17 protein-coding genes are annotated in these 19,647 nt (G+C 63.5%); 8 read left to right on the top strand and 9 right to left on the bottom strand.

Going from position 1 to position 19,647, the window contains the following annotated elements:
- Positions 1-62: 62 nt before the first annotated feature.
- Together VGH98_05705 and VGH98_05700 are read left to right on the top strand one after the other, a co-directional pair.
- Positions 63-425, top strand: a complete 363-nt coding sequence (locus tag VGH98_05705; GenBank protein HEY2375451.1) for a VOC family protein — start codon at positions 63-65, stop codon at positions 423-425.
- A 369-nt stretch (positions 426-794) separates the two neighbouring features.
- Complete coding sequence (locus VGH98_05700; protein HEY2375450.1) at positions 795-1,166, top strand: VOC family protein; 372 nt, start codon at positions 795-797, stop codon at positions 1,164-1,166.
- Positions 1,167-1,232: 66 nt separating this feature from the next.
- Here the strand turns inward: VGH98_05700 and VGH98_05695 are convergent, their stop codons facing one another.
- From VGH98_05695 to VGH98_05675, 5 genes are all read right to left on the bottom strand, one after another.
- Positions 1,233-3,656 carry an ADOP family duplicated permease gene (locus VGH98_05695; protein ID HEY2375449.1) on the bottom strand — a complete coding sequence of 808 codons (2,424 nt, stop codon included), beginning with the start codon at positions 3,654-3,656 and terminating at the stop codon, positions 1,233-1,235.
- Positions 3,657-3,726: 70 nt separating this feature from the next.
- Positions 3,727-5,070, bottom strand: a complete 1,344-nt coding sequence (locus VGH98_05690) for an alpha/beta hydrolase (GenBank protein HEY2375448.1) — start codon at positions 5,068-5,070, stop codon at positions 3,727-3,729.
- A gap of 149 nt (positions 5,071-5,219) precedes the next feature.
- Entirely contained in the window at positions 5,220-5,633 is a 414-nt protein-coding gene (locus VGH98_05685) for a hypothetical protein (protein ID HEY2375447.1), read from the bottom strand.
- 83 nt (positions 5,634-5,716) lie between these two features.
- Complete coding sequence (locus VGH98_05680) at positions 5,717-5,875, bottom strand: hypothetical protein (protein ID HEY2375446.1); 159 nt, start codon at positions 5,873-5,875, stop codon at positions 5,717-5,719.
- On the bottom strand, positions 5,872-6,858 hold the full coding sequence (locus VGH98_05675) for a zinc-dependent alcohol dehydrogenase family protein (GenBank protein ID HEY2375445.1): 987 nt from the start codon (positions 6,856-6,858) through the stop codon (positions 5,872-5,874). The genes VGH98_05680 and VGH98_05675 overlap by 4 nt, the downstream gene beginning before the upstream one ends.
- 152 nt (positions 6,859-7,010) lie before the next feature.
- Here VGH98_05675 and VGH98_05670 point away from each other — a divergent pair, with 152 nt between their 5' ends.
- Complete coding sequence (locus VGH98_05670) at positions 7,011-9,464, top strand: ABC transporter permease (protein HEY2375444.1); 2,454 nt, start codon at positions 7,011-7,013, stop codon at positions 9,462-9,464.
- Positions 9,465-9,713: 249 nt separating this feature from the next.
- On the opposite strand, the gene VGH98_05665 is transcribed toward VGH98_05670, so the two are convergent.
- Entirely contained in the window at positions 9,714-10,421 is a 708-nt protein-coding gene (locus VGH98_05665; GenBank protein HEY2375443.1) for an HAD-IA family hydrolase, read from the bottom strand.
- Between the two features lie 303 nt (positions 10,422-10,724).
- Between VGH98_05665 and VGH98_05660 the strand changes: the two genes are divergently transcribed.
- On the top strand, positions 10,725-11,447 hold the full coding sequence (locus VGH98_05660) for a hypothetical protein (GenBank protein ID HEY2375442.1): 723 nt from the start codon (positions 10,725-10,727) through the stop codon (positions 11,445-11,447).
- A 78-nt stretch (positions 11,448-11,525) separates the two neighbouring features.
- Positions 11,526-12,476 carry a ThuA domain-containing protein gene (locus VGH98_05655; protein HEY2375441.1) on the top strand — a complete coding sequence of 317 codons (951 nt, stop codon included), beginning with the start codon at positions 11,526-11,528 and terminating at the stop codon, positions 12,474-12,476.
- On the opposite strand, the gene VGH98_05650 is transcribed toward VGH98_05655, so the two are convergent.
- Positions 12,455-12,832: a four helix bundle protein gene (locus VGH98_05650; protein HEY2375440.1), complete on the bottom strand. Its 378-nt coding sequence runs from the start codon at positions 12,830-12,832 to the stop codon at positions 12,455-12,457. The genes VGH98_05655 and VGH98_05650 overlap by 22 nt on opposite strands.
- A 142-nt stretch (positions 12,833-12,974) precedes the next feature.
- Between VGH98_05650 and VGH98_05645 the strand changes: the two genes are divergently transcribed.
- The 3 genes from VGH98_05645 to VGH98_05635 all read left to right on the top strand — a co-directional run bounded on the left by VGH98_05645 (position 12,975) and on the right by VGH98_05635 (position 18,079).
- On the top strand, positions 12,975-16,238 hold the full coding sequence (locus VGH98_05645) for a glycosyl hydrolase (protein HEY2375439.1): 3,264 nt from the start codon (positions 12,975-12,977) through the stop codon (positions 16,236-16,238).
- A gap of 374 nt (positions 16,239-16,612) precedes the next feature.
- Positions 16,613-17,389: a GNAT family N-acetyltransferase gene (locus VGH98_05640; GenBank protein HEY2375438.1), complete on the top strand. Its 777-nt coding sequence runs from the start codon at positions 16,613-16,615 to the stop codon at positions 17,387-17,389.
- 192 nt (positions 17,390-17,581) lie between these two features.
- Positions 17,582-18,079, top strand: a complete 498-nt coding sequence (locus tag VGH98_05635) for a serine hydrolase (protein ID HEY2375437.1) — start codon at positions 17,582-17,584, stop codon at positions 18,077-18,079.
- A gap of 166 nt (positions 18,080-18,245) precedes the next feature.
- Here VGH98_05635 and VGH98_05630 read toward each other — a convergent pair whose 3' ends face one another.
- Together VGH98_05630 and VGH98_05625 are read right to left on the bottom strand one after the other, a co-directional pair.
- Positions 18,246-18,701: a papain-like cysteine protease family protein gene (locus VGH98_05630; protein HEY2375436.1), complete on the bottom strand. Its 456-nt coding sequence runs from the start codon at positions 18,699-18,701 to the stop codon at positions 18,246-18,248.
- A 192-nt stretch (positions 18,702-18,893) separates the two neighbouring features.
- Entirely contained in the window at positions 18,894-19,604 is a 711-nt protein-coding gene (locus tag VGH98_05625; protein ID HEY2375435.1) for a hypothetical protein, read from the bottom strand.
- Positions 19,605-19,647 lie beyond the last annotated feature (43 nt).

The following is a 19,647-nucleotide window of genomic DNA, read 5'->3' as shown; positions in this document are numbered from 1 at the left end:
TTAGGCGTCGTCACGCTCGTGCTCCATGGAACTTCCCCGTTCGTAAATGTGGAGGATAGGTTATGGCCCACGGTAAGATCTGTTACCTCGAAATACCGGCGAACAAGGCCAAGGATGCCGCCGAGTTTTATTCCACCATTTTCGGTTGGAAGGTTCGCGAACGCGGCGATGGTAACCTCGCGTTCGATGACTCTGGTAGTGTAAGCGGGACGTGGGTCAAGGAAGATGATCGCACGCCAGATGAGCGTACTCGCGTGTACATCATGGTCGACAGTATTACGGAATCGTTGAACCAGATCCAAGCGGCAGGCGGCAAGGTACTGACGCCGCGAAGAGATATTGGTCCGAACATGGGCGCATTTGCCGCGTTTGCCGACCCTGTCGGCAACGAGTTCGGCCTATATGAGGAACCGCAGCGTTCGTGAACGCGTTGGCACCATTCACCTGACGCGCGTAGCAACTCAGGATGTGCCTGCCGACTCACTCTGGCTCTGCGAGGAGTGCGCGCGCCAGCTTCGCAACGATCTGGGCGATTCATAGCACTGGCCGAGCCGCGTGCTGCCCTTCGACGTCAGATCACAGGGAACGAAGCAGCGACGAAGCGGGTTTCCCTCAATGCCTTCGGCTAGGCGCTCGAGTATCCGCGCATGCCCACATCTTCACACACTCCAATGCGAAAGCACACTCACCTCCTGTACTCCGCGGCATTGTGCTGCATTAGCACCGGCGTAGTCGGAGCGCAGTCGGCCGACCGGGCGTCCTCCGCTCCAGCGGCAACCTCGCAAGAGCTACCGATGGAGAGAGTCACCGGCATCGGTGGCTTCTTCTTCAAAGCAAAGGACCCGAAAGCCCTCGCCGAGTGGTATGAGAAAAACCTGGGTGTCGCGCGCACACCGACCGCAAAGGGCATGGAGCCGTGGCACCAGGAATCCGGGACGACGGCGTTCCAGCCGTTCCCCGCGACCACGAAATATTTCGGATCCGAGACGCAACAGTGGATGATCAATTTCCGCGTTGCGCATCTCGACGCAATGGTCGCACAGCTCACCGCCGCCGGCATCAAGGTGGAGGTCGATCCGCAGAAATATCCGAATGGACGCTTCGCCTTGCTCCACGATCCGGAAGGAAATCCGATTCAGCTCTGGGAACCGGAACCACCGAAGTAAGTAGCAGGAGAGCCAGCTTCGCGCATGGCTGTCGGCGAAGGAGCGCCTTTGTCCCCCCCGGCTCGGCTACTCGGCTCGAATTGCGACGACGGGATCGACGCTCATCGCGCGGAAGAGCGGTCCCGCGCACGCCGCCAGTGACACGAGAAGCATCGACACCGCGGCAAGTACGAAGGTGATGTTATCGAAGCTCTGAATACCGTAGAACGACATCCGCGCCAGCCGCGTTATCACGACCGCGCCTGCCAAACCTATCGCCGTCCCGATCGCGACCTGACCCAGCGCGTCACGAAGAAACAAACTCGCGATGTTGCGGCGCGTTGCGCCAAGCGTGATGCGCACTCCGATCTCTCGCGTTCGCAAACGAAGACTGTAAGACACCACGCCGAGAAGGCCGATCGCCGCCAGCACCACGCCGCACCCGGCGAACAGCACGAGGACGGACATCGTGAATCGCGGCTCGGCGATCGATTGTTCGATGTATATGTTCACGTCACGGACGTCCCACTTGCGCGGATCGGGCTGCACTGACCTTGCAAAACGCCGAAGTAGATTCGCTGCATCCTGTCGGTCCAAGCGCACAATGAGCGTTGTCGAAACCGTGCCTCCTGGAAACGGCTGATACAGCATTGGTTGCGCAGTAGGGCCTAGTCGGTTGGTGAGAATATCGGGAACTACTCCGACGACCGTGTGCCATTGCTGGAACCGACCCTCCCGCCTGGTGTTCCGAAACTGCTGCCCGAGTGCCTTACCGTCGTCCCAGAGTTGTTGAGCGAGAGCGCGGCTCACGATAACCTCATTGCGCGAGAACGATCCCTCGTCGAAAGTCCGTCCGGCAATGAGCGGCATTCTCAGTGTCGTGAAATAATCCGGTGCAACGAATGCTACGCTCGTGAATCCCGAGGGCCTGACGACTCCTGGCTGCTCACGTGTTTCGAGAGCCGACGGCATATCCATCCCGCTGGGAATGTTGTTGGCTATCGTTAGGTCACGAGATCCTAACACGCGCTCGCCCACATTGCGGATCGTGGCGGCGAATGCAGCAACACTCTCGCTGGTCAGGTTTGCGTTCAGATCACGAAACGAGACCGCATAGAGTTCGTGCGGGTCGAACCCGAGTCGCTGTCGCTCGAGGTCGAACACGTCGCGAATCAGGAGTATTGCTCCGGAGAGGAGTATCGCCGAGAGCGCGATCTGTCCGACGACCAGCGTCCCGCGAAGCCGGCGGTGTGTGCGAGAGGCGCTCGACGCACCAGTCCGAAGGGACTGCGCCAATTGCCTATGCGCGATGTGAAGTGCACCGAGCACGCCGACGATCAAACCCACTGCGATTGCCAGACCCGCGGCGAAGGGTATCACTCCGCGTGTTGTCGATAGGTAAGACAACTCGGGAAAGCTCGTCGGCCGCAATCGCATCAACAGTCCGAGTACGCCCCAACCAACGAGCATTGCCAATGCACCACCGGCCACACCGAGCAAGGTGCTCTCCGTTACCAGTTGCATAACGAGGCGCGCGCGGTGAGCACCGAGTGCGTGGCGAATGGCGAGCTCGCGTTCACGCGTCAGCCCGCGTTGTAGCAACAAATGCGATACGTTGCTGCAAGCTATGAGAAGCAGAAGGACGACCGCGCCCGCGAGCAGCATCAGCGCCTGTCGAAATGGAAGGTCGTCCTGCGGACGGCTCACTCGAATGTGTGGCTTGAGGTCCGCGAAATCCGGATCAAAGCCCCCCGCATGATTGAAGATGGCAGCCAATTCCTGATTGGCCGCCGCTGCCGTTGCTCCCCGCGTTAGGCGCACAGCGACGGCACGGATTCTCATTTGCGCACCGTCAACAAGCGGCAGCCAGATATCGGGCTTCGGATACCGCAAGTCTGGAAGGACCAGTGACGCCGGCATCACACCCACGATCGTACTCGGCCGCAAATCGGGAACGCCGCCCAAATCCAGCCGCACAACTTTGCCAAGTACGTCGCGAGATCCGCCGAACTGTCGTCGCCAAAAACCTTCGGAGATGATGATTGCGCGCGGGCCGTTCGGCGAGATTTCATCGGCGGTGAAATTCCGTCCAAGCAGAGGTCGGGCTCCAGCGAAGACAAAGAAACCAGTGTCAACGATTACAGTCGTCACCGGCAGATCTTCGAGGTCTCCGTGAAGAAAGGCTCTGGGACCTCCGCCGTATGATGCCAGGCCCTCGATTGTACGCGCACTATTTCTCCATTCGCGGACGGCGGCAGGGGATATGGGAAGCGACTCCGTTTCGTCTCGAAGCCTGCCTTCAAGCGAGACGGTGTATACGCGCGAAGCAGCGGGATAGGCGAGCGGCCGGATGACGAACGTGTCTGCCACGCGAAAGACGGCAGTGCTTGCGCCGACCCCCAGCGCGATCGTGAGAAGCGTGACAGCGGTCCAACCGGGAGAGCGCATGAATGAACGAAGTGCGAAGATCGAGTCCGTCAGCACGTCGCTCGCAATTCGCGATGCTCTCATCGACTTGCCCGCGCGATTGGCACGGTGGACGCCCCGGCGCATACGAGAGCCATGAGGCCCGCGTCGCCTCTCACCTTTGCCCCGTTGGCGTTGGCTGCGATAACCCATCGACGAAGGCGCGGATGTCCCGCAGCACCTGCGCTTCGTTGGACTTGAAGACGTAGTGATTCGCGTTAGGCAGGACGACCACGCGCGCCGTCGGCGCGCCGCGCCGGAACGCAGCAATCTGCGGCATTATCCACGCGAGCTCCGCGGAATCGGCGTTCGCTCGCGCCGCCGAGTCCTTCGCCACGGCTGGCGACGCTTCATGCGGCGCGGCGAAGATCGCGAGCACGGGAGCGTGCACCGAGGTGTACTTCTCCTCTCCCCCGAGGAGTGCACGGAGGATGGGGTTGGGATGCTGTGCGGGCGGCGTTGCGCCCTGGTTAGGCAGCGCGGCGAGCTGCTTGGCCTTGCCGCGGAGGTCCCGCTCCATCTGCGGCAGGCTCGTCTCGAGCAATTCTCGTATGAGTGCCTCCTGGTCGCGCGGGCTCATGGAGAGGTACGGATCAGCGAGGCGAGCCAACTTGTGCCCGACGTCCGAGAGGCTCACCTCGGCATTCATCATGTCGACGTCACTCGAGGTGGAATCGTAGATGGCATAGGGGTAGCCGGCGTCCAGGTAGACGAGCCCGGCGACACGTTCGGGATGGCGTGAGCCGATCGAGCTGAGCTCCTCCCCGGCGATCGAGTGCCCGATGAGCACCGGGGCGCGGATACCTAACGAGTCGATGACGGCGAGGACGTCGTTGGCGAGCGTGTCGGCGAGGTAGCCCGACGCGGGATGACTGGAGTTCCCGAAGCCGCGCCTCGTTATGCCGTAGACGTGGTATTCGTGGGTGAGCTTGGGCGCGAACTCATCGAAGATGTGAGCGGAGTTCCCGGCGCCGGCGAGGAATACGACCGGTCGGCCACTGCCGCCCCAATCGAGCACCTCGAGCTGGACGTTCCGCTCAACGCTCACGAGCCGTTGACTGTGCGGCGATGTATCCCGCCAGGCAGCACTCGCCGAAGGCCGCACGAAGTCGAGTCGCCGTGGGGCATTCCCCTGGATCCACTCTCCTCGGATGTCGGAGCCGCGACCCTTCAGGGTGCCGCGGTAGGTGGCGTCGAGGTCAGACATGAAGAACGCGAACGTGGAGTCGCGCAGCACCACGGAGTCTGCCGAGAATGGGTTGTCCCATCCTCCCTGGTCAATACTCAGGAGCGAGGCGCTCAGCCCACCACCGTCGGCGCGGGCGATACGCAAGACGATGCGGAGCGCGTTAGGTGGAGCGCCGAGCGTGCCTTGCCAATTGCCGACGAGACTCTGCGCCGGCAGGACGCCGGCCGAGAGCAGGATCGCGGCAGTGAGGAAACTGAGCATTCGCTTCATTACATGCCCTCTGGGAGTGGGAGACATTTTGCATGTCCTGCCAACATGCGTCCTGCGGCAAGATCTGCAAGCGTCGCGAGAGAGGTGCGAGACAGCCACGGCCGAGCCTGACCTGTGGATACCGCGATCAAACGGCCACTCGAAGGGCATCATCGCACAGCCAGATTGCCTAACGATCCCTGAATCGGACGTGTCCCTGGCACGGTGCCTCGACCCGGAATCTGGAGTTCGGCTTCGATATAGAAGCTCAGACGCCGCTCGCCGAGCGGCTCCCCTCCGGTATCTCGGAGCGTGAAGTGTACGGTATCGCCAGGGCTCGATGAGAGCGCGCGAAGTCTTGATGCTGAGACTGCGGCGCTCTGTCGAGTGATGGACCAGTGTGCCGTGTCCCCACTCACGAGGATTGCCCGGATGCGAAGCATTCGAGAAGTCTGCGTGTCGCGCGACAGCTGCACCGAAGTTACGGCGACGTCGATGCGGTCTTGGCCCACGTAGGCGATGCCGCTGACCCATTCGGGGATGTATCCACTCAAATCCTCGGCGCGAAACGGAACTGCCCGCATGGGCGCACCAGTGTTGGTAGTGCCAGCGGAGCCAGCGCTCGAGCATGCACTCAGCGCCGAAAAGGTTGCAACTACGATTGGAGTCAGCCAAGACAATCGCACGTTCGCTCCATCTTCAGGGGAATCCCACTGCAGCGCAGGCTCTCGCCATTCGCTTCGTCGTCGGCATGCTCGTTCATCCATCTTTGCGTATTCACCTGCGCGTCGGTTTCCTTTCGACGGTGACCGACGAAGACTTTCATCCTCGCAGTAGTACCTTGCCGGTGCGCCCCGGCTGCTCGGCGTGTCTGAGCGCGGCGCGGAAGTCGGCGAGGTCGTACTCCGCTGCGACCGGCAACTGGAGCTCGTGGGTGGTGAACATCGAGATCACCTCGCCGAGCGCGCGAGCGATCGTCGCGGAAGGGCGCGTCGTCGTCCAGCGCGCCAACCAGAAGCCGCGAATCGATGCGCCCTTGAAGACAAGATCTCCGATGCCGATGGGGCCGAGTGTCGCGCCAGACAGCCCTCCCATCGTAATCATCGTGCCTCCGGGCGCGAGAGACGCAGCGATCTCCCCTGCCTCGGTGCCGCCGACAGCGTCAATCGCAGCGGGGACGCCCCGTCCGCCAGTAATCTCTCGTACGCGATCGACGAGGGCCTCGTCTTCCGTGACGACCACCGCGTCGGCGCCAAGGTCGAGTAGCTCCCGCGCGCGGCTTCGTCGCCTAACGACATTGATGGTGCGCAGTCCGCGCCGTCGCGCGAGCTGAACGATCAATCTGCCTAACGTCGAACCGGCCGCAGTCTGAAGCACCCAGTCGTTTGGGGAGAGCGTCAGCTCGTCGTTGAGGAGCGCCCATGCCGTGACTGGATTCACGAGCGTTTGCGCCGCGACCTGATTGCTCATCGCATCCGGAATGGGCACGGCGCGGTCTGCGGGCATCACGAGCTGTTCAGCCCAGGTGCCTGGCGTACCCGCCACAGAGATCACCCGTTGACCGACGGAGACTCCCTTGACGTTCGCGCCCACCGCATCGATGAGACCCACGCCTTCCAGTCCGGGAGATCCCGGCAGTGAAGGACGTATCGGATAGTACCCAAGAATGGTGAGTAGGTCGGCAGGGTTTATCGGTCGATGCGTCATGCGCACGCGCACGTCGCCCGGCCCAGGCTCGGGCGAAGGCACGTCGTCGAGATGGAGCACTTGCATCGGATCACCGACGTCGGAAAAGCGAAGAGCTCTCATGTCGGCACCTCCTGAAACATTTAGGATGGGCGCACCAAGGTACTCTCGCCAGGCGGTTCGCGAAGCACCCGAGCAGCAGCACTATCGGCGAAGCGCGCCAACTATTCGCTCCCGACTGCTGTCACACGACGCGACAGCCTCGAGGGGCCAGCATGTTGCTTCGTGACGTCCACTTCGCCGTGCGTACCTGGCGCCGGCGCCGGACCGTTGCCGCGATCGCGATCGCGACCACCGCTATCGGCATTGCCGCGGCCACGTCCATCTACAGTGTGGTCGATGGCGTGCTCCTGCGGCCGCTGGCGCTCCCTCAACCCGGCCGACTCATCGCCATCTGGCAGACCTTCCCGAGCTGGAAGGCGAACGGGATCCTTGCCTCGATGTGGGACCGCATTCCGCTGTCCCAGCCAGAGTTTCGCGATCTCTCCCGGATGCAGTCCTCGTTCACGAGCGTCGGCGTCTGGACGGGCGGACGGGTTTTGCTCTCGCTGGGCAATGGCGCCGAGCAGGTGCCCACGCTACGGGCAAGCGCGTCGCTTCTCGCCACGCTGGGCGTCGGCCCGTTCATGGGCCGCACGTTCACACCCGACGAGGATACACCGACCGGTCCGCGCGCCGCTCTCGTCTCTTACGAGCTCTGGCAGACGCGATTCGGCGCAGCGCAGGACATCGTCGGGCGAGTCGTTAGGCTCGACGATGTGCCGACGACGATCGTCGGAGTGCTCCCGCCGGGGCTCACCATGGGCCGCACGACGCCGCCGACCGCGGGTGCGGCGACGTCCGCTGGGTTCTGGACTCCCGTCGGACACGACTCGTTGGATTACTTCCAGCCCACGAATCGCAGCTACATGGCGATCGGACGTCTCCGGCCGGGTGTCACACTCGCTGGCGCCAGCGCGGAGGTGTCGCGCATCCTCGTACCGACGGAGCAGGACGCCAGAGACAAAGGGGTGCGACTCACGGAGTGGCAGATCGATCAGACACGCGACGTGCGGGGGCCGCTCCACGTTCTGCTGGCCGCGGCCGGGCTTCTGCTGCTCATCGGCTGCGTCAATGTAGCGACACTCCTCCTCGGCGAAGCCACGACGCGCGAACAAGAGATGGCCGCGCGCGCGGCGCTCGGCGCATCCACCGGCATACTCGTCAGGCAGCTGCTCATCGAGAGCCTCACACTGGCGCTCGCGGGACTCGCGCTCGGTGTCGCGCTCTCGTGGTGGGGAACTCGTGTCCTCGTTGCCCTTGCGCCACCGAAAATACCGGGTCTCGACGACGTCCACATGGACTTGCGGGTGCTCACCGTCTCGCTGGTCGTGGGACTCGCCACGGGAGTGTTGTTCGGGCTCGCTCCGGCACTCATATTATCGCGACCACGCCCCGGAATGCTCCTGCGCGGCGGTGGACAGAGCGCGCGCGGCGGTGTGACACTTCAGAGAACGCTCATCGCCATCGAGATCGCCCTCTCGATGGTGCTCCTCGTTGGCGCTGGTCTTCTCACGCGAACCCTGCAGCGGATCACCCACGTCGACCCCGGTTTTCGCGTCGAGCACCTCATCGTCGACTTCCCTTCCTTCCCGCGCGTGGTGGTGCGCGACAGCAACCTCACCCGTGCGTTTCAGACGGCGGTGATCGCGCGCCTGACTGGCCTGCCTGGCGTGACGGCGGTGACAGCCGGTGACTCACCGCCGTTCAGCGGAGGGTCGTCGAGCAGCGGGGTCGAGCCCGAGGGAGGAGACCGACAGCGCCCAGGGGGAGGGTTGCTGGACGCCGGGCGACGACACGAAGCCCAGCAGCGCGTGACGATCCCCGGCTACTTCGCGGCGATGGGCATTCCGCTACGATTTGGCCGCGACTTCACCGACGACGATCGCGCGGGCGCGCCGCTCGTAGCGATCGTCAGCAGCTCCCTGGCACGCCGCGAATATCCTAACGAGTCGGCCCTCGGCAAGCGCGTGAAGTATCAGGGCGAGTGGCGCACGATAGTCGGTGTGGTCGAGGACGTACACTTCCAACGGCTGTCGAAGGACATCGAGCCGACGATCTACACTCCTGTGACTCAGCGGCGATTCAGCTGGGTACTCTCGCTGCTGGTGCGTACGACGGGCGACCCGAGCGCCATCGCGACCCAGGTCCGCCGGATCGTCGCCGAGCTCGCACCGCCGGCCACCTCGCAGAATCTGCAGACGATGTCGACGATGGTGAGCCGTTCCTTCGCCGAGGAGCGATACCGGGCACTGCTGGTGTCTCTCTTCGGAATCGTCGCTGCGATTCTGGCGGCGGTCGGCATCTACGGTGTCACGGCGCGCGCCGTCTCGCGACGCATGCGTGAGCTCGCGATCCGTTCCGCGCTCGGCGCCAGCGCGCGGTCGATCGTTATGACGGGGATGGGGAGCACGGCCATTGGCGCGGCGATCGGAGTGGGCGCCGGTCTCCTCGCGGCTCGGCTGAGCACACATTTGCTGACCCCATTCTTGTTCGGCATCAGCGCGACGGATGGTGCGACCTACGCAGCAATACTTGCCTTGCTCGGCGGTGTCACGCTTGGCGCGAGCTACTTACCGACGCTGCGCGCGGTGCGAGCGGATATTGCCGAAGTTTTGCGTGGGGATTGAGCATGCTAATACCAGGGGCGCAAGGTGCCAAACAATCCAGACGCTGAATCCAGACGCCTAACGAGTGCGCCGCTGGAGACAAAAACAACTCCGCAGGGCTCAAGGCAGTGCGGGCAGTTAGAACGGACGGGGTGGGATTCGAACCCACGGTACGCTCTGAACGTAGACAAGCTTACCAGGCGTTCTCGTTAGGCTCTCACGTGCGGCTCCTCCCCGGGGCCTGACACGTTCTGACGTATCAGGAAGTTGTCACTCCAACAGCGCATCCACAAACGCCGCGACGTCCTCGAAGACAAAGTCCGCGTGTGCCCGACGGCTCTCGATCACCTCGGGCCACCACTGACGCAGCAGGCGCGTCACGAACACTGCTCGCATCCCCACGGCGCGTGCGCCACGGTGCTCGTCGCTGCCTCCATCGCCCACGAAGAGGGCGTCGCGAGCGTCGACGCCGACCTGCTCGAGCGCACAGCGATAGATCGATGGGTCCGGCTTGCGAACCCCCACCTCGCAGGAGAAGACCGTGACGTCGAGACGCGAGGCGAGCGGTGACTGATGCCAGGCCTCGATGTCGTCGAAGCCGGCGTCGGAGACCAGCGCCGTCGCGATCCCCGCGGCGTGCACACGATCGAGCGCCGACAGAAACGCGGGCTCCACGCCAATCAAGCCGTGCTCGACGCGCCGCCGCCGATGCTCGACGGCGAGCGCGATCGCGCTCTCGGCAACGCCGGGATCCAACCCACGCGCGACGGCGCGCATCATTTCGTGCGGGTCGCGGACGCGGCCGCGACACCGATCGAGCACATCGTCCTCGTAGTAGCGGCGCGCCACCTCCGCACGTCGCTCGGGCATCCCCAGCGCCTCGGCGATGGACAGGCCCATGTCGCCCCCTGGCGGCGGAACGGCGACAAGGGTGTGGAACAGATCGAAGAGAATTGCGCGGGGGCGCGGCGTGATCATGACGCAAGCTACGAGCGGCAGCCAGTGCGGTCGCGCCTGGCGGCATGCACGATGCTGCAAACTCGCGCAACGAGCGATGTCCCAAGAAAAGGCGCGAGCCCGTCAATGGAGATGATACTCAACATGCCGATATCCATCTCGCCGAGCGGCCGCACCCGTCGATGCCGAGCGGCTTCGTGTTTCCGTGCGATACTCGCGATGGTCAGCTGCGTAGCTATAGCCTGTAAAGACAGCACAGCCCCGCGCGTACCGACAGATGCGATAGTCTTCAACAGCAACGCAAGCGGCGTCTGGGACATCTATTTGATCGGTTCTGACGGCACGGGTGTCCGCAATCTGACGACATCGCCGGAGGACGACCTGTATCCCAGCTGGTCGCCAGACCACCGGCTCATCGCGTACTTCTCCCAGCACGCGCCCTCTGGTCTCTGGGTAATGAACGCCGACGGCTCGGGCAAGCGCTCCGTCCTGCCAGGCTGGGACATTGAGCACACAGGTTGGTCGCCGGACGGCAAGCGCATTCTGTTCGCCGGAATAAGCACCGCGGGAGCCGGGCTCGAATTTCACAGTGTGAGTCTCGACGGCTCCGGGCTTCAGTGGCTGGGCTACAACCCGAATGGTGGCTTCTCTCGCGACGGCAGACGTGTGACGTACGCGTCGGGACTCGACATTTGGGTGATGGACACGACGACGAAGGTCGCGACCAATCTCACCAAGTCGACCAACTCTGACGACAACGATCCGCAGTTCTCGCCGGACGGAGAGCAGATCGTGTACGCCGGCAATTCGACCGGTCCGACCGGCATTTGGCTGATGAACGCCGATGGTACGGGGCAGCATGCACTGACCGTGGAGCTTGGCGACTACGATCGAGACCCACGATGGTCTCCTGACGGTACCCGGATCGTCTTTCAGCGCACCGATGAGACGGGGCTGCTGGCGGTTACGAACATTTACATCATGAATGCAGATGGCTTGAACCCGCATGCCCTAACGAGCATGATCGGCAGTCAACCAGCCTGGTAGACAATTCGATGCAGCTCGGTCTTACTCCAGCTTCCGGAGACCCACCGGCTTTGGTACCGTCCGCTTACAGTGTATAGCGTGAGCAAGACATCGAAAATCGCCGCGCTCCTCCTTTGCTGCTCAGCCCTCGGCGGCAGTACCAACAAGCCGGCATTTCGCGTCATCGCCTTCTTCACCGGCAGAGAGGACCAGGCGCACATCAGCTTCCTGCGTGAAGCCGAGCGCTGGTTCCCGGAGATGGCGGCACAATACAATTTCCGGTTCGACACGACGTCGGATTGGCATAATCTCAACACCGCCTTTCTCTCGCGATACGAGGTGGTGGTCTTTCTGGACACGCGGCCGGAAGACCCCGTGCAACGCGCCGCGTTCCAGAGATACATGGAAGAGGGCGGTGCGTGGATGGGCTTTCACTTTGCCGGCTTCGCGCTGACGCCATCGGCGGTGCCGGCAAACCGGCCCTGGTATCACGACACCTTCCTTGGCGCGGGATCCTATGTCAGCAACACCTGGCGGCCGACGGCGGCGATTCTCCGCGTCGACGATCGCGCGCATCCGGCGACGCGCCATCTCCCGGCGACGTTCACGTCGGCACCTAACGAGTGGTATCGGTGGGAAAAGGATCTCCGGCAGAATCCCGACATCGACATCCTCCTGTCGATCGACTCGAGCAGCTTCCCCCTCGGCACCGGGCCGAAACCGCAGGAGATCTGGCACAGCGGGTTCTACCCGGTCGTCTGGACGAACAGGAAGTACCGGATGATCTATCTCAACATGGGTCACAACGACATCGACTACGAGCACCGATACGATACGAACAACAAGACGCTGTCGTATACTTTGAATAACCCGGTTGAGGATCGACTCATCATCGATGCCTTACTGTGGCTGGGCACAAGCAGACGGTTGCAGGCGACGGGCGACGGGCGACGGGCGATGGGCGGCGGGCGACGGGCGACGGGCGATGGGCGATGGGCGATGGGCGGCGGGCGACGGGCGACGGGCGGTCAACCGCCGAGGCTCCGATAGAGGCTGAACAACATCTTGCTGATCCGATCGAGCTTTGCCGAAAGTGGCGCGATCTCCTTGGCATCGGTGAAACCCAGAGCCACCGCGACGGCGATCTGTGTCTCGACTTCGGCAGCCGAGCCGCGCGCGATCGATACGAATCGTCGAAACTCCCCTGCGCCTAGCCGACCACGTCCTTCGGCGATATTCGACGGAATCGACACAGCGGCTCGCCGCAGTTGCGCGACGAGTCCGAATTTCTCCTCGGCGGGAAACACTCGCGTGGCTCGGTAGATATCGACCACGATTTCCATACCGAGCTGCCACGTATCTAAATCTCGGTAAGACTCAATCCGGGCACCGTGCGATTTTCGCATTCCGTCAGCGTATGCGGGCCCGTCATGCGAGCGTCAATGCCGCCCGCCGCCCGTCGCCCGTCGCCCGTCGCCCGTCGCCCGTCGCCCATCTTCCCCAACGCGTTGCAACGGGCGTAAACTTGATTTCCAACCTCAGCCGATCATGACATTGACTCGCTCGATCTCGTATCTGTTGCTCGGCGCCTTCGTCACCCCCCTCCTGACGGCGCAGGCGCAGCTCACCGCTCCCTCCTCACCGGTCGACAGCTTCGCCGTGCGCGCAATGCACTGGCGACTGATCGGTCCATTCCGCTCCGGCCGCTCGGTCGCTGCGGCCGGATCCGCCGCGCGCCCGCTCGAGTACTACGCGGGCACCACCGGCGGCGGCGTCATGAAGACCACCGACGGCGGCTACAACTGGCAGCCGGTCACCGACAAATACTTCGGCGGCACGATCGGCGCGATCGCTGTCTATCCGCCCAACCCGGACATCGTCTACGTCGGCACCGGCGAATACACGCTGCGCGGTAATGCCTCGCACGGCGACGGCGTCTTCAAAAGCACGGATGCCGGCAAGACGTGGGACACACTCGGCCTTGCGGAGACGCGCCAGATCTCCCGCGTCGTCGTGCACCCCTGGAATCCGGACATCGTATACGTCGCGGCGCTGGGCCACGAGAGCGGCCCGAACCCGGACCGCGGCGTCTTCAAAAGCACGGATGGCGGCAAGACCTGGAAGAAAACGCTGTTCGTCAACGACTCCGTCGGTGCCACCGATCTCGCGATGGATCCGGCCGACCCGAAGGTGCTCTACGCCGCCATGTATCGCGTGCAACGCAAGCCGTGGGACATCATCAGCGGTGGCGCCGGCGGCGGCATCTATAAGAGTACGGATGGCGGCGACAAATGGAGCGAGATCACGCACAACCCGGGCTTGCCCAAGGGCATCATCGGCAACATAGGTCTCGCCGTCTCCCCCGCCGAACACCAGCTGGTCTGGGCGATGATCCAGTCCGACTCCGGCGGCTTGTTCCGCTCCAACGACGCGGGCGCCACGTGGACGCGCGTCAACGATGCCAACAACAAGTCGCTCGACGGCATGGGTCCGCACTGGCGGCCCTTTTATTTCTCCAGGGTCATCGCCGATCCGGCGGACGTCAACACGGTCTACCTGCCTAACGGTGTTCTGTTCCGCAGCACGGACGGCGGGAAGCACTTCAAGGAGGTCCAGCCGTACGACAACCTGTGGGACACGCATTTCCTCTGGATCGCGCCTAACGATCCCAACCGGATGATGGTCGCGGCCGACCAGGGAGCGCGCATCAGCTTCAACAAGGGCGAGACCTGGAGCACCACCGGCTACGCCACGGGCCAGTTCTACCACGTCATCGCGACGAACCACTTCCCATATCGCGTTTGCGGCGCACAGCAGGACAACTCGGGCGCCTGCGGTCCGAGCCGCACAGATGGAATGTTCGACATCTCCGCGTGGTACTATCCCGGCGGCGGTGAGTCGGGGATCATCGCGGTGGATCCGCAGCACCCCGACGTCACGTACGCGGCCAATGAGCGCGTAGATCATGGAGCGGGCATCTCGAGCTTCATGGCGACCGCGTGGGAAAGGACGGCGCCGCCGATGACGGCGAAGTACCGCTTCAACTGGACGACGCCGATCATCGCCTCTCCGCACGACCACAGCACGCTGTACGAGGGCGGCAACGTGCTGCTCAAGAGCACCGACGGCGGCAAAAACTGGCAGCCGATCTCGCCCGATCTCACTCGACACGACCCGCGCACGCTGCTCATCGCCGGCGGTCCGATCACGGTCGAGAACAGCGGCGCCGAGAACTACGCGACGATCTTCACGATCGCGGAATCGCCGGTGACGAAGGGCGTCATCTGGGTCGGCTCCGACGACGGGATGATCCACGTGACTCGCGATGGCGGCGCGCATTGGCAGGACGTCACGCCGAAGGGCATACCGCCGTTCACCCGGATGTCGATGATCGACGCGTCGACAGTCGCGGCGGGCACCGCGTATCTCGCCGCCAACCGGCAGCTGATGGACGACTACAAGCCGTACCTGTTCAAGACCACCGACTACGGCGCTACCTGGACGGAGATCGATGGTGGAATTCCGAAGAACGAGTTCACGCACGTCGTACGCGAGGACCCGGTGCGGCGCGGGCTGCTGTACGCGGGTACGGAGCGCGGCGTGTGGTTCAGCTTCGACGATGGCGGCCACTGGCAACCGCTCCGGCGCAACCTGCCACAGGTGCCGGTCCACGACTTGATCATCAAGGACAATGATCTCGCGATCGCCACACATGGGCGCGCGCTGTGGATCATGGACGACATCTCACCGCTGCGGCAGCTCGCGGCCAATACGCTGGCCGAGAAGGGGGGGGCGCACCTGTTCAACCCCACGGACTCGTACCGCGTCTTCTGGCGCGGCCAGCAACTCATCCAGAATCTGCAGAAGGGTGAAGACCCGGGCAACGGCGCGGCCGTCTACTACTGGCTGGCGGACTCGAATAAAGTCGTGACGCTCGACGTGCGCGACTCGAGCGGCGCGGTGGTCAACCATTTCACCAACGAGCAGGACTCGATCCAACGGGTCGACAGCCTGCGACTCGATCGCTTCAAACAGACGCGCAACGATTCGTTGAAAAAAGCAGGCGTCACCGACACGGCCGCGCTCAACAAGCCGTTCGTCGAGCCGCCTAACGACGACCCGAAGAACCGGCTCTCGAGTCCACCGCGGCTCTCGGCGAAGAAGGGCCTGAACGTGTTCTACTGGAATTTCCGCTACGCCGACGGCGCGACACTCTGGGATAGTGTGTACCAGCTTCGTCGCGTGCGCGGACCGATGGCAGTGCCGGGTCGCTACAGCGTGGCGCTCACCTTTGGCGGGAGTACCCAGCAAGCGTCGTTCACGCTCAAGCCCGACCCTCGGATCCAGGCCTCCGGCGCCGAGCTGGCTGCGCGCATGGCCTTCACGCGCAAGTTGAACGACGCGTCAACGGAGCTTATCGACGCCGTCAACCGGGCGTTCGCGCTCAGGCAGGAAATCGACCGGCGGTTGGCGGCCGTTTCCGCACCCGGCGTAACTCAGGCGTCGAGCGAGGCGGCACCCCTCAAGGCGCTCAAGGACACGTTGCTCACCTGGGGCAAGCGGATGCTGCCACTGTTCTACGGGCGCAACCAGTCCGCCGAGCCCTACACGGCGACCATCCTCGACGAGGTCGAACGGCTCGGCTATGGCGACAGCAACTCCGCGCCTAACGCCGTCGAGCTGAGCGCCGCGGAGAGCATGATCACGCAGGCGCACGAGGAAGTCACCCGGTTCAATGCCGCGCTGCGAGCGCAGGCTGCCACTGTGAACGAACAGCTCAAGACGAGGGGGCAGGCACCGCTGACTTATTAGCTGATGGAATTGGGATCCTCCCGGAATCTTGGGATTCAGGCGCCTCATCGACACCTCTGCTCGTCAACCGGGAGAGGCCGCTGAAACCACTGACACGCCCTGATACCACTGACGGACTCCGCGCTCAGGAAAACTCCTCGCTCCGGAACCAATGTGCTTTTGCGAAGTGCCTCGGGAAGCCTCCTGCACAGAGAGTGGCCTCCCGAGGCACTTCAACAAACACAAACACGTTTATCGGCCACGAGGAGCGTTCAATGCTGAGGAGATCGTCAGTGGTTTCAGGGCGTGTCAGTGTCGTCAGCGGCCTGCCGCCTCGACGATGAATTGCTGCTGACTCGGGGCATTCACCCGCGCGCTGCGGCCGCCTCTATACCATGAACGAAGCGCCCATCTCGGTTCGTCAGGTAAAGCTGAAGGAGCTCGCCGCGATGCGCGAAGCGTATCGCGCGGAGCAGAACTGTCAGATCGTCCACGATTCGATTCATCCTCGTCGTGGCTGGACGCGGGAGTTCGCCATCGCCGAAGGTGATCGCGTTGTGGCGTACGCTTCGCTTGCCGTCGACGGGCCATGGCGCGACAAGCCGACTCTCTATGAGGTCTACATCGTGCCTGACCGGCGCTCTCGTGCCTTCGCCCTCTTCGAGGCCTTCCTCGAAGCGACGAGGCCGCCGGCGTTCGAGGTGCAGTCGAGCGACCTCCTCCTGACCGCGCTTACCATCACCTTCGCGCACGAGATTTCCACCGAGAAGGTGGTTTTTCGTGACGACTTGACGACGGCGCAAGCGCTCCCCGGCGCTACGTTGCGGAGCCTCACGTCGGCGGGCGAGATCCGGCAGGCGATCACCGAGCGCGCTGGCGGCGGTGAATGGGCGCTCGAAGTGAATGGAACCGTGGTGGGCAAGGGCGGGATTCTCTTTCATTACAACCCGCCCTACGGCGACATCTATATGGAGATCAGCGAACCGCATCAGCGACGTGGCTACGGGAGCTTTCTCGTACAGGAGTTGAAACGCCTCTGCCGCGAACTCGGGGGAGTTCCCGGTGCTCGTTGTGATCCCACGAACGCCGCGTCACGGCGAACGCTCCAGCGGGCGGGCTTTGTCCCCTACGCTCACATACTCATCGGATCGTTTCGCCAGCCGCACCCCTAGTCACTCGTTTCTGCTTTGGGTGTATCACAGCCCGGGTCGCCCTTGGAGTCCTCGGCGCCTGGTAGCGAGGCAACGTGGCCGAGCAGGTCGTCGAGATGAATGCCGCATACGGAGTCGGCGACGTTCTCCCGCCTTCGCTTCAGTCGGGGTCGGAGTCGGAGTTGCCGTCGGAGGCAGAATCGTCGCCTCGACATGGCAAAGTTCGTCTCGGCCCAGTTCCGGCGCGGCCCGCGCGGCGGCAATCGCATTCTGAGTACGGCATCGCTGCGCGAAATGCACCGTGTGCGGTCCGTCGAAGAGAACTGGATGTCCGGGACGGGACTCGGGTTCGACGTCAATCGCATCGACGGGCGAACCTACGTGGGGCACGGCGGCGGCTACCCTGGCAACACGACGCAGACGCTCATTCAGCTCGACGACAAGGTCGGCGTCATCGTGTTGACGAACACGAACGACTCGAATCCGTTCGACATCGCGCGCGAGCTGATGTTGACCGTGGGCAAGGCGGTCGCGAAGTCCGCGGCGCCGGTGACCCTCGCGGCGACGTGGAATCCGAGCTGGGCGCGCTTTGCGGGACTCTCGCGGGCGGGGCGGGGACTCGCAGGTGGTGCTGCTCAACAATCGCCTCGTGCTCATCACGCCGAACGCGGCGAACGTCGACAATCCGATCACTCTCGAGCCGCTGGGTGACGGCCGATTCCGCTTTGTCGCGCCGACGGGCGGTGGCGTCGTGGGCGAAGTGGTGCGGTTCGTCGAGCAACCCGGGAAGCCGATGCGAATGTATACGGGCGACAGCTGGGTCGACCAGGTGTCGGATCGTTAGGCGATGGAGAGCGAGCCTTACCGGCAGTGCGTGCTAATAGCGATTCGGATCCTTGGCGAGGAGGGAATCCGGCCATGTGCGAAAGCGCTTGGTGTTGAACCAGGCGAGGAGCTCCTCCTTCTTCACGCCACCGTCGGGATCATTCAGATAAACTGTCCCGTCATCGACGCCAGTCACTACGATGCAATGACCGACGCCATACCAGTTTCCGGCAGCCCACAGCGGGCCGTGTTTTATCAATAGTTCCTTGATGTCCGCGCTCGTGTGCTCCTGATCTCGTCCCACGTCGGCGAGGCCCACCACCTTCGCGAGGGCGGGCCAGTCGCTGATCGGGCGATTCGCCTTGAAGTCCCACCGGAGCGTATTCATCGGCCCCGACTTGCCGCTCAGCTGCTGCGAGTAGTACCAGACCATCAGCGCGGCGGAGTGCCAGCATGTGTCCGAGCTGGTCTGCGCAACAGCCGGTACGTTCAGACGATAGTATGGCACGACAGAGCTCCTCGATGGAAACGTCGGAATCGTCGTGGATCTGCGCGAGGCGATGTCGCCAAGCTAGTGCGACAGTCGTGCGTCCGCGAGACTTCGTCGACGGCTTTTCAGGAGCGAGTGAAAGGCGGGCTTCATCTCTCGGCACAACGCAACAAGAAGCCCCGGGTTCATCACCCGGGGCTTCCTTTGCTTCTACGCCGCCTTCGCTTCAGTCGGCGTCGGAGCCGGCGATGTCGACGAAGGCGGAATCGTCGCCTCGATCGGCACCACCTTCCCCTTCCCGATCCGCTTGGCCGAGTTCCACGCTGCCAAGACTTTCGGGTTATCCGCGGCCGCACTCTTCACCTGAGCATCCAGGAATCGCAAGACCGAGTGCGCTCGCGTTGCGGTGGCCTTGAGTCCGTCCCGTGCTGCCGCTTTCGTCGCGATGCTCTTGCCGCGTGCATCGATCGACGCTCGCACAGCCGTCGCCGCCGCCACCATGTCGTCGACGAACGTCTCGGGACGGCCGTTCCCCACGAACACCTGCTGATACGGCTTCGCTGCCTCGGCCATGGCGTTCGCGTCCTGCACAAGCACCGCGGCCTTGACACGGACCTTCGGCACCTGCAGCGCCTTGAACTCCGGCACATCCCGCAGATGCGCGGCCGCGATCAACGCCACCGGCCGCATGTGGTCCTTCACGAGCTTGTCGCGCAACGCCGCCTGGGCCGCCGTCTGGCTCTTGGCGTTCAGCGTGTTGCTCGCCTGCTCTGCCTCGTTCACCCGCATGTCATCCACGAGTTGATCGAGGGCCTGCCGAGCTGCCGCCGCGGTCGCGGCGAACAGCTTCGCCGCAAACTCGTCCAGGAACTGCTGGACGCGCCGCAGCATGTCGAACTTCCGAATCTGTTGCACTTTCATAATGTCCCCCCTCCGGGGGGGTGAACCAAGTATGACGCCTGTC

The organism is Gemmatimonadaceae bacterium (assembly GCA_036496605.1).
Taxonomy (GTDB): Bacteria; Gemmatimonadota; Gemmatimonadetes; order Gemmatimonadales; family Gemmatimonadaceae; genus AG2.
Note: the sequence above shows the minus strand (reverse complement) of the source record. Positions and strands in the feature narration are given on the sequence as shown.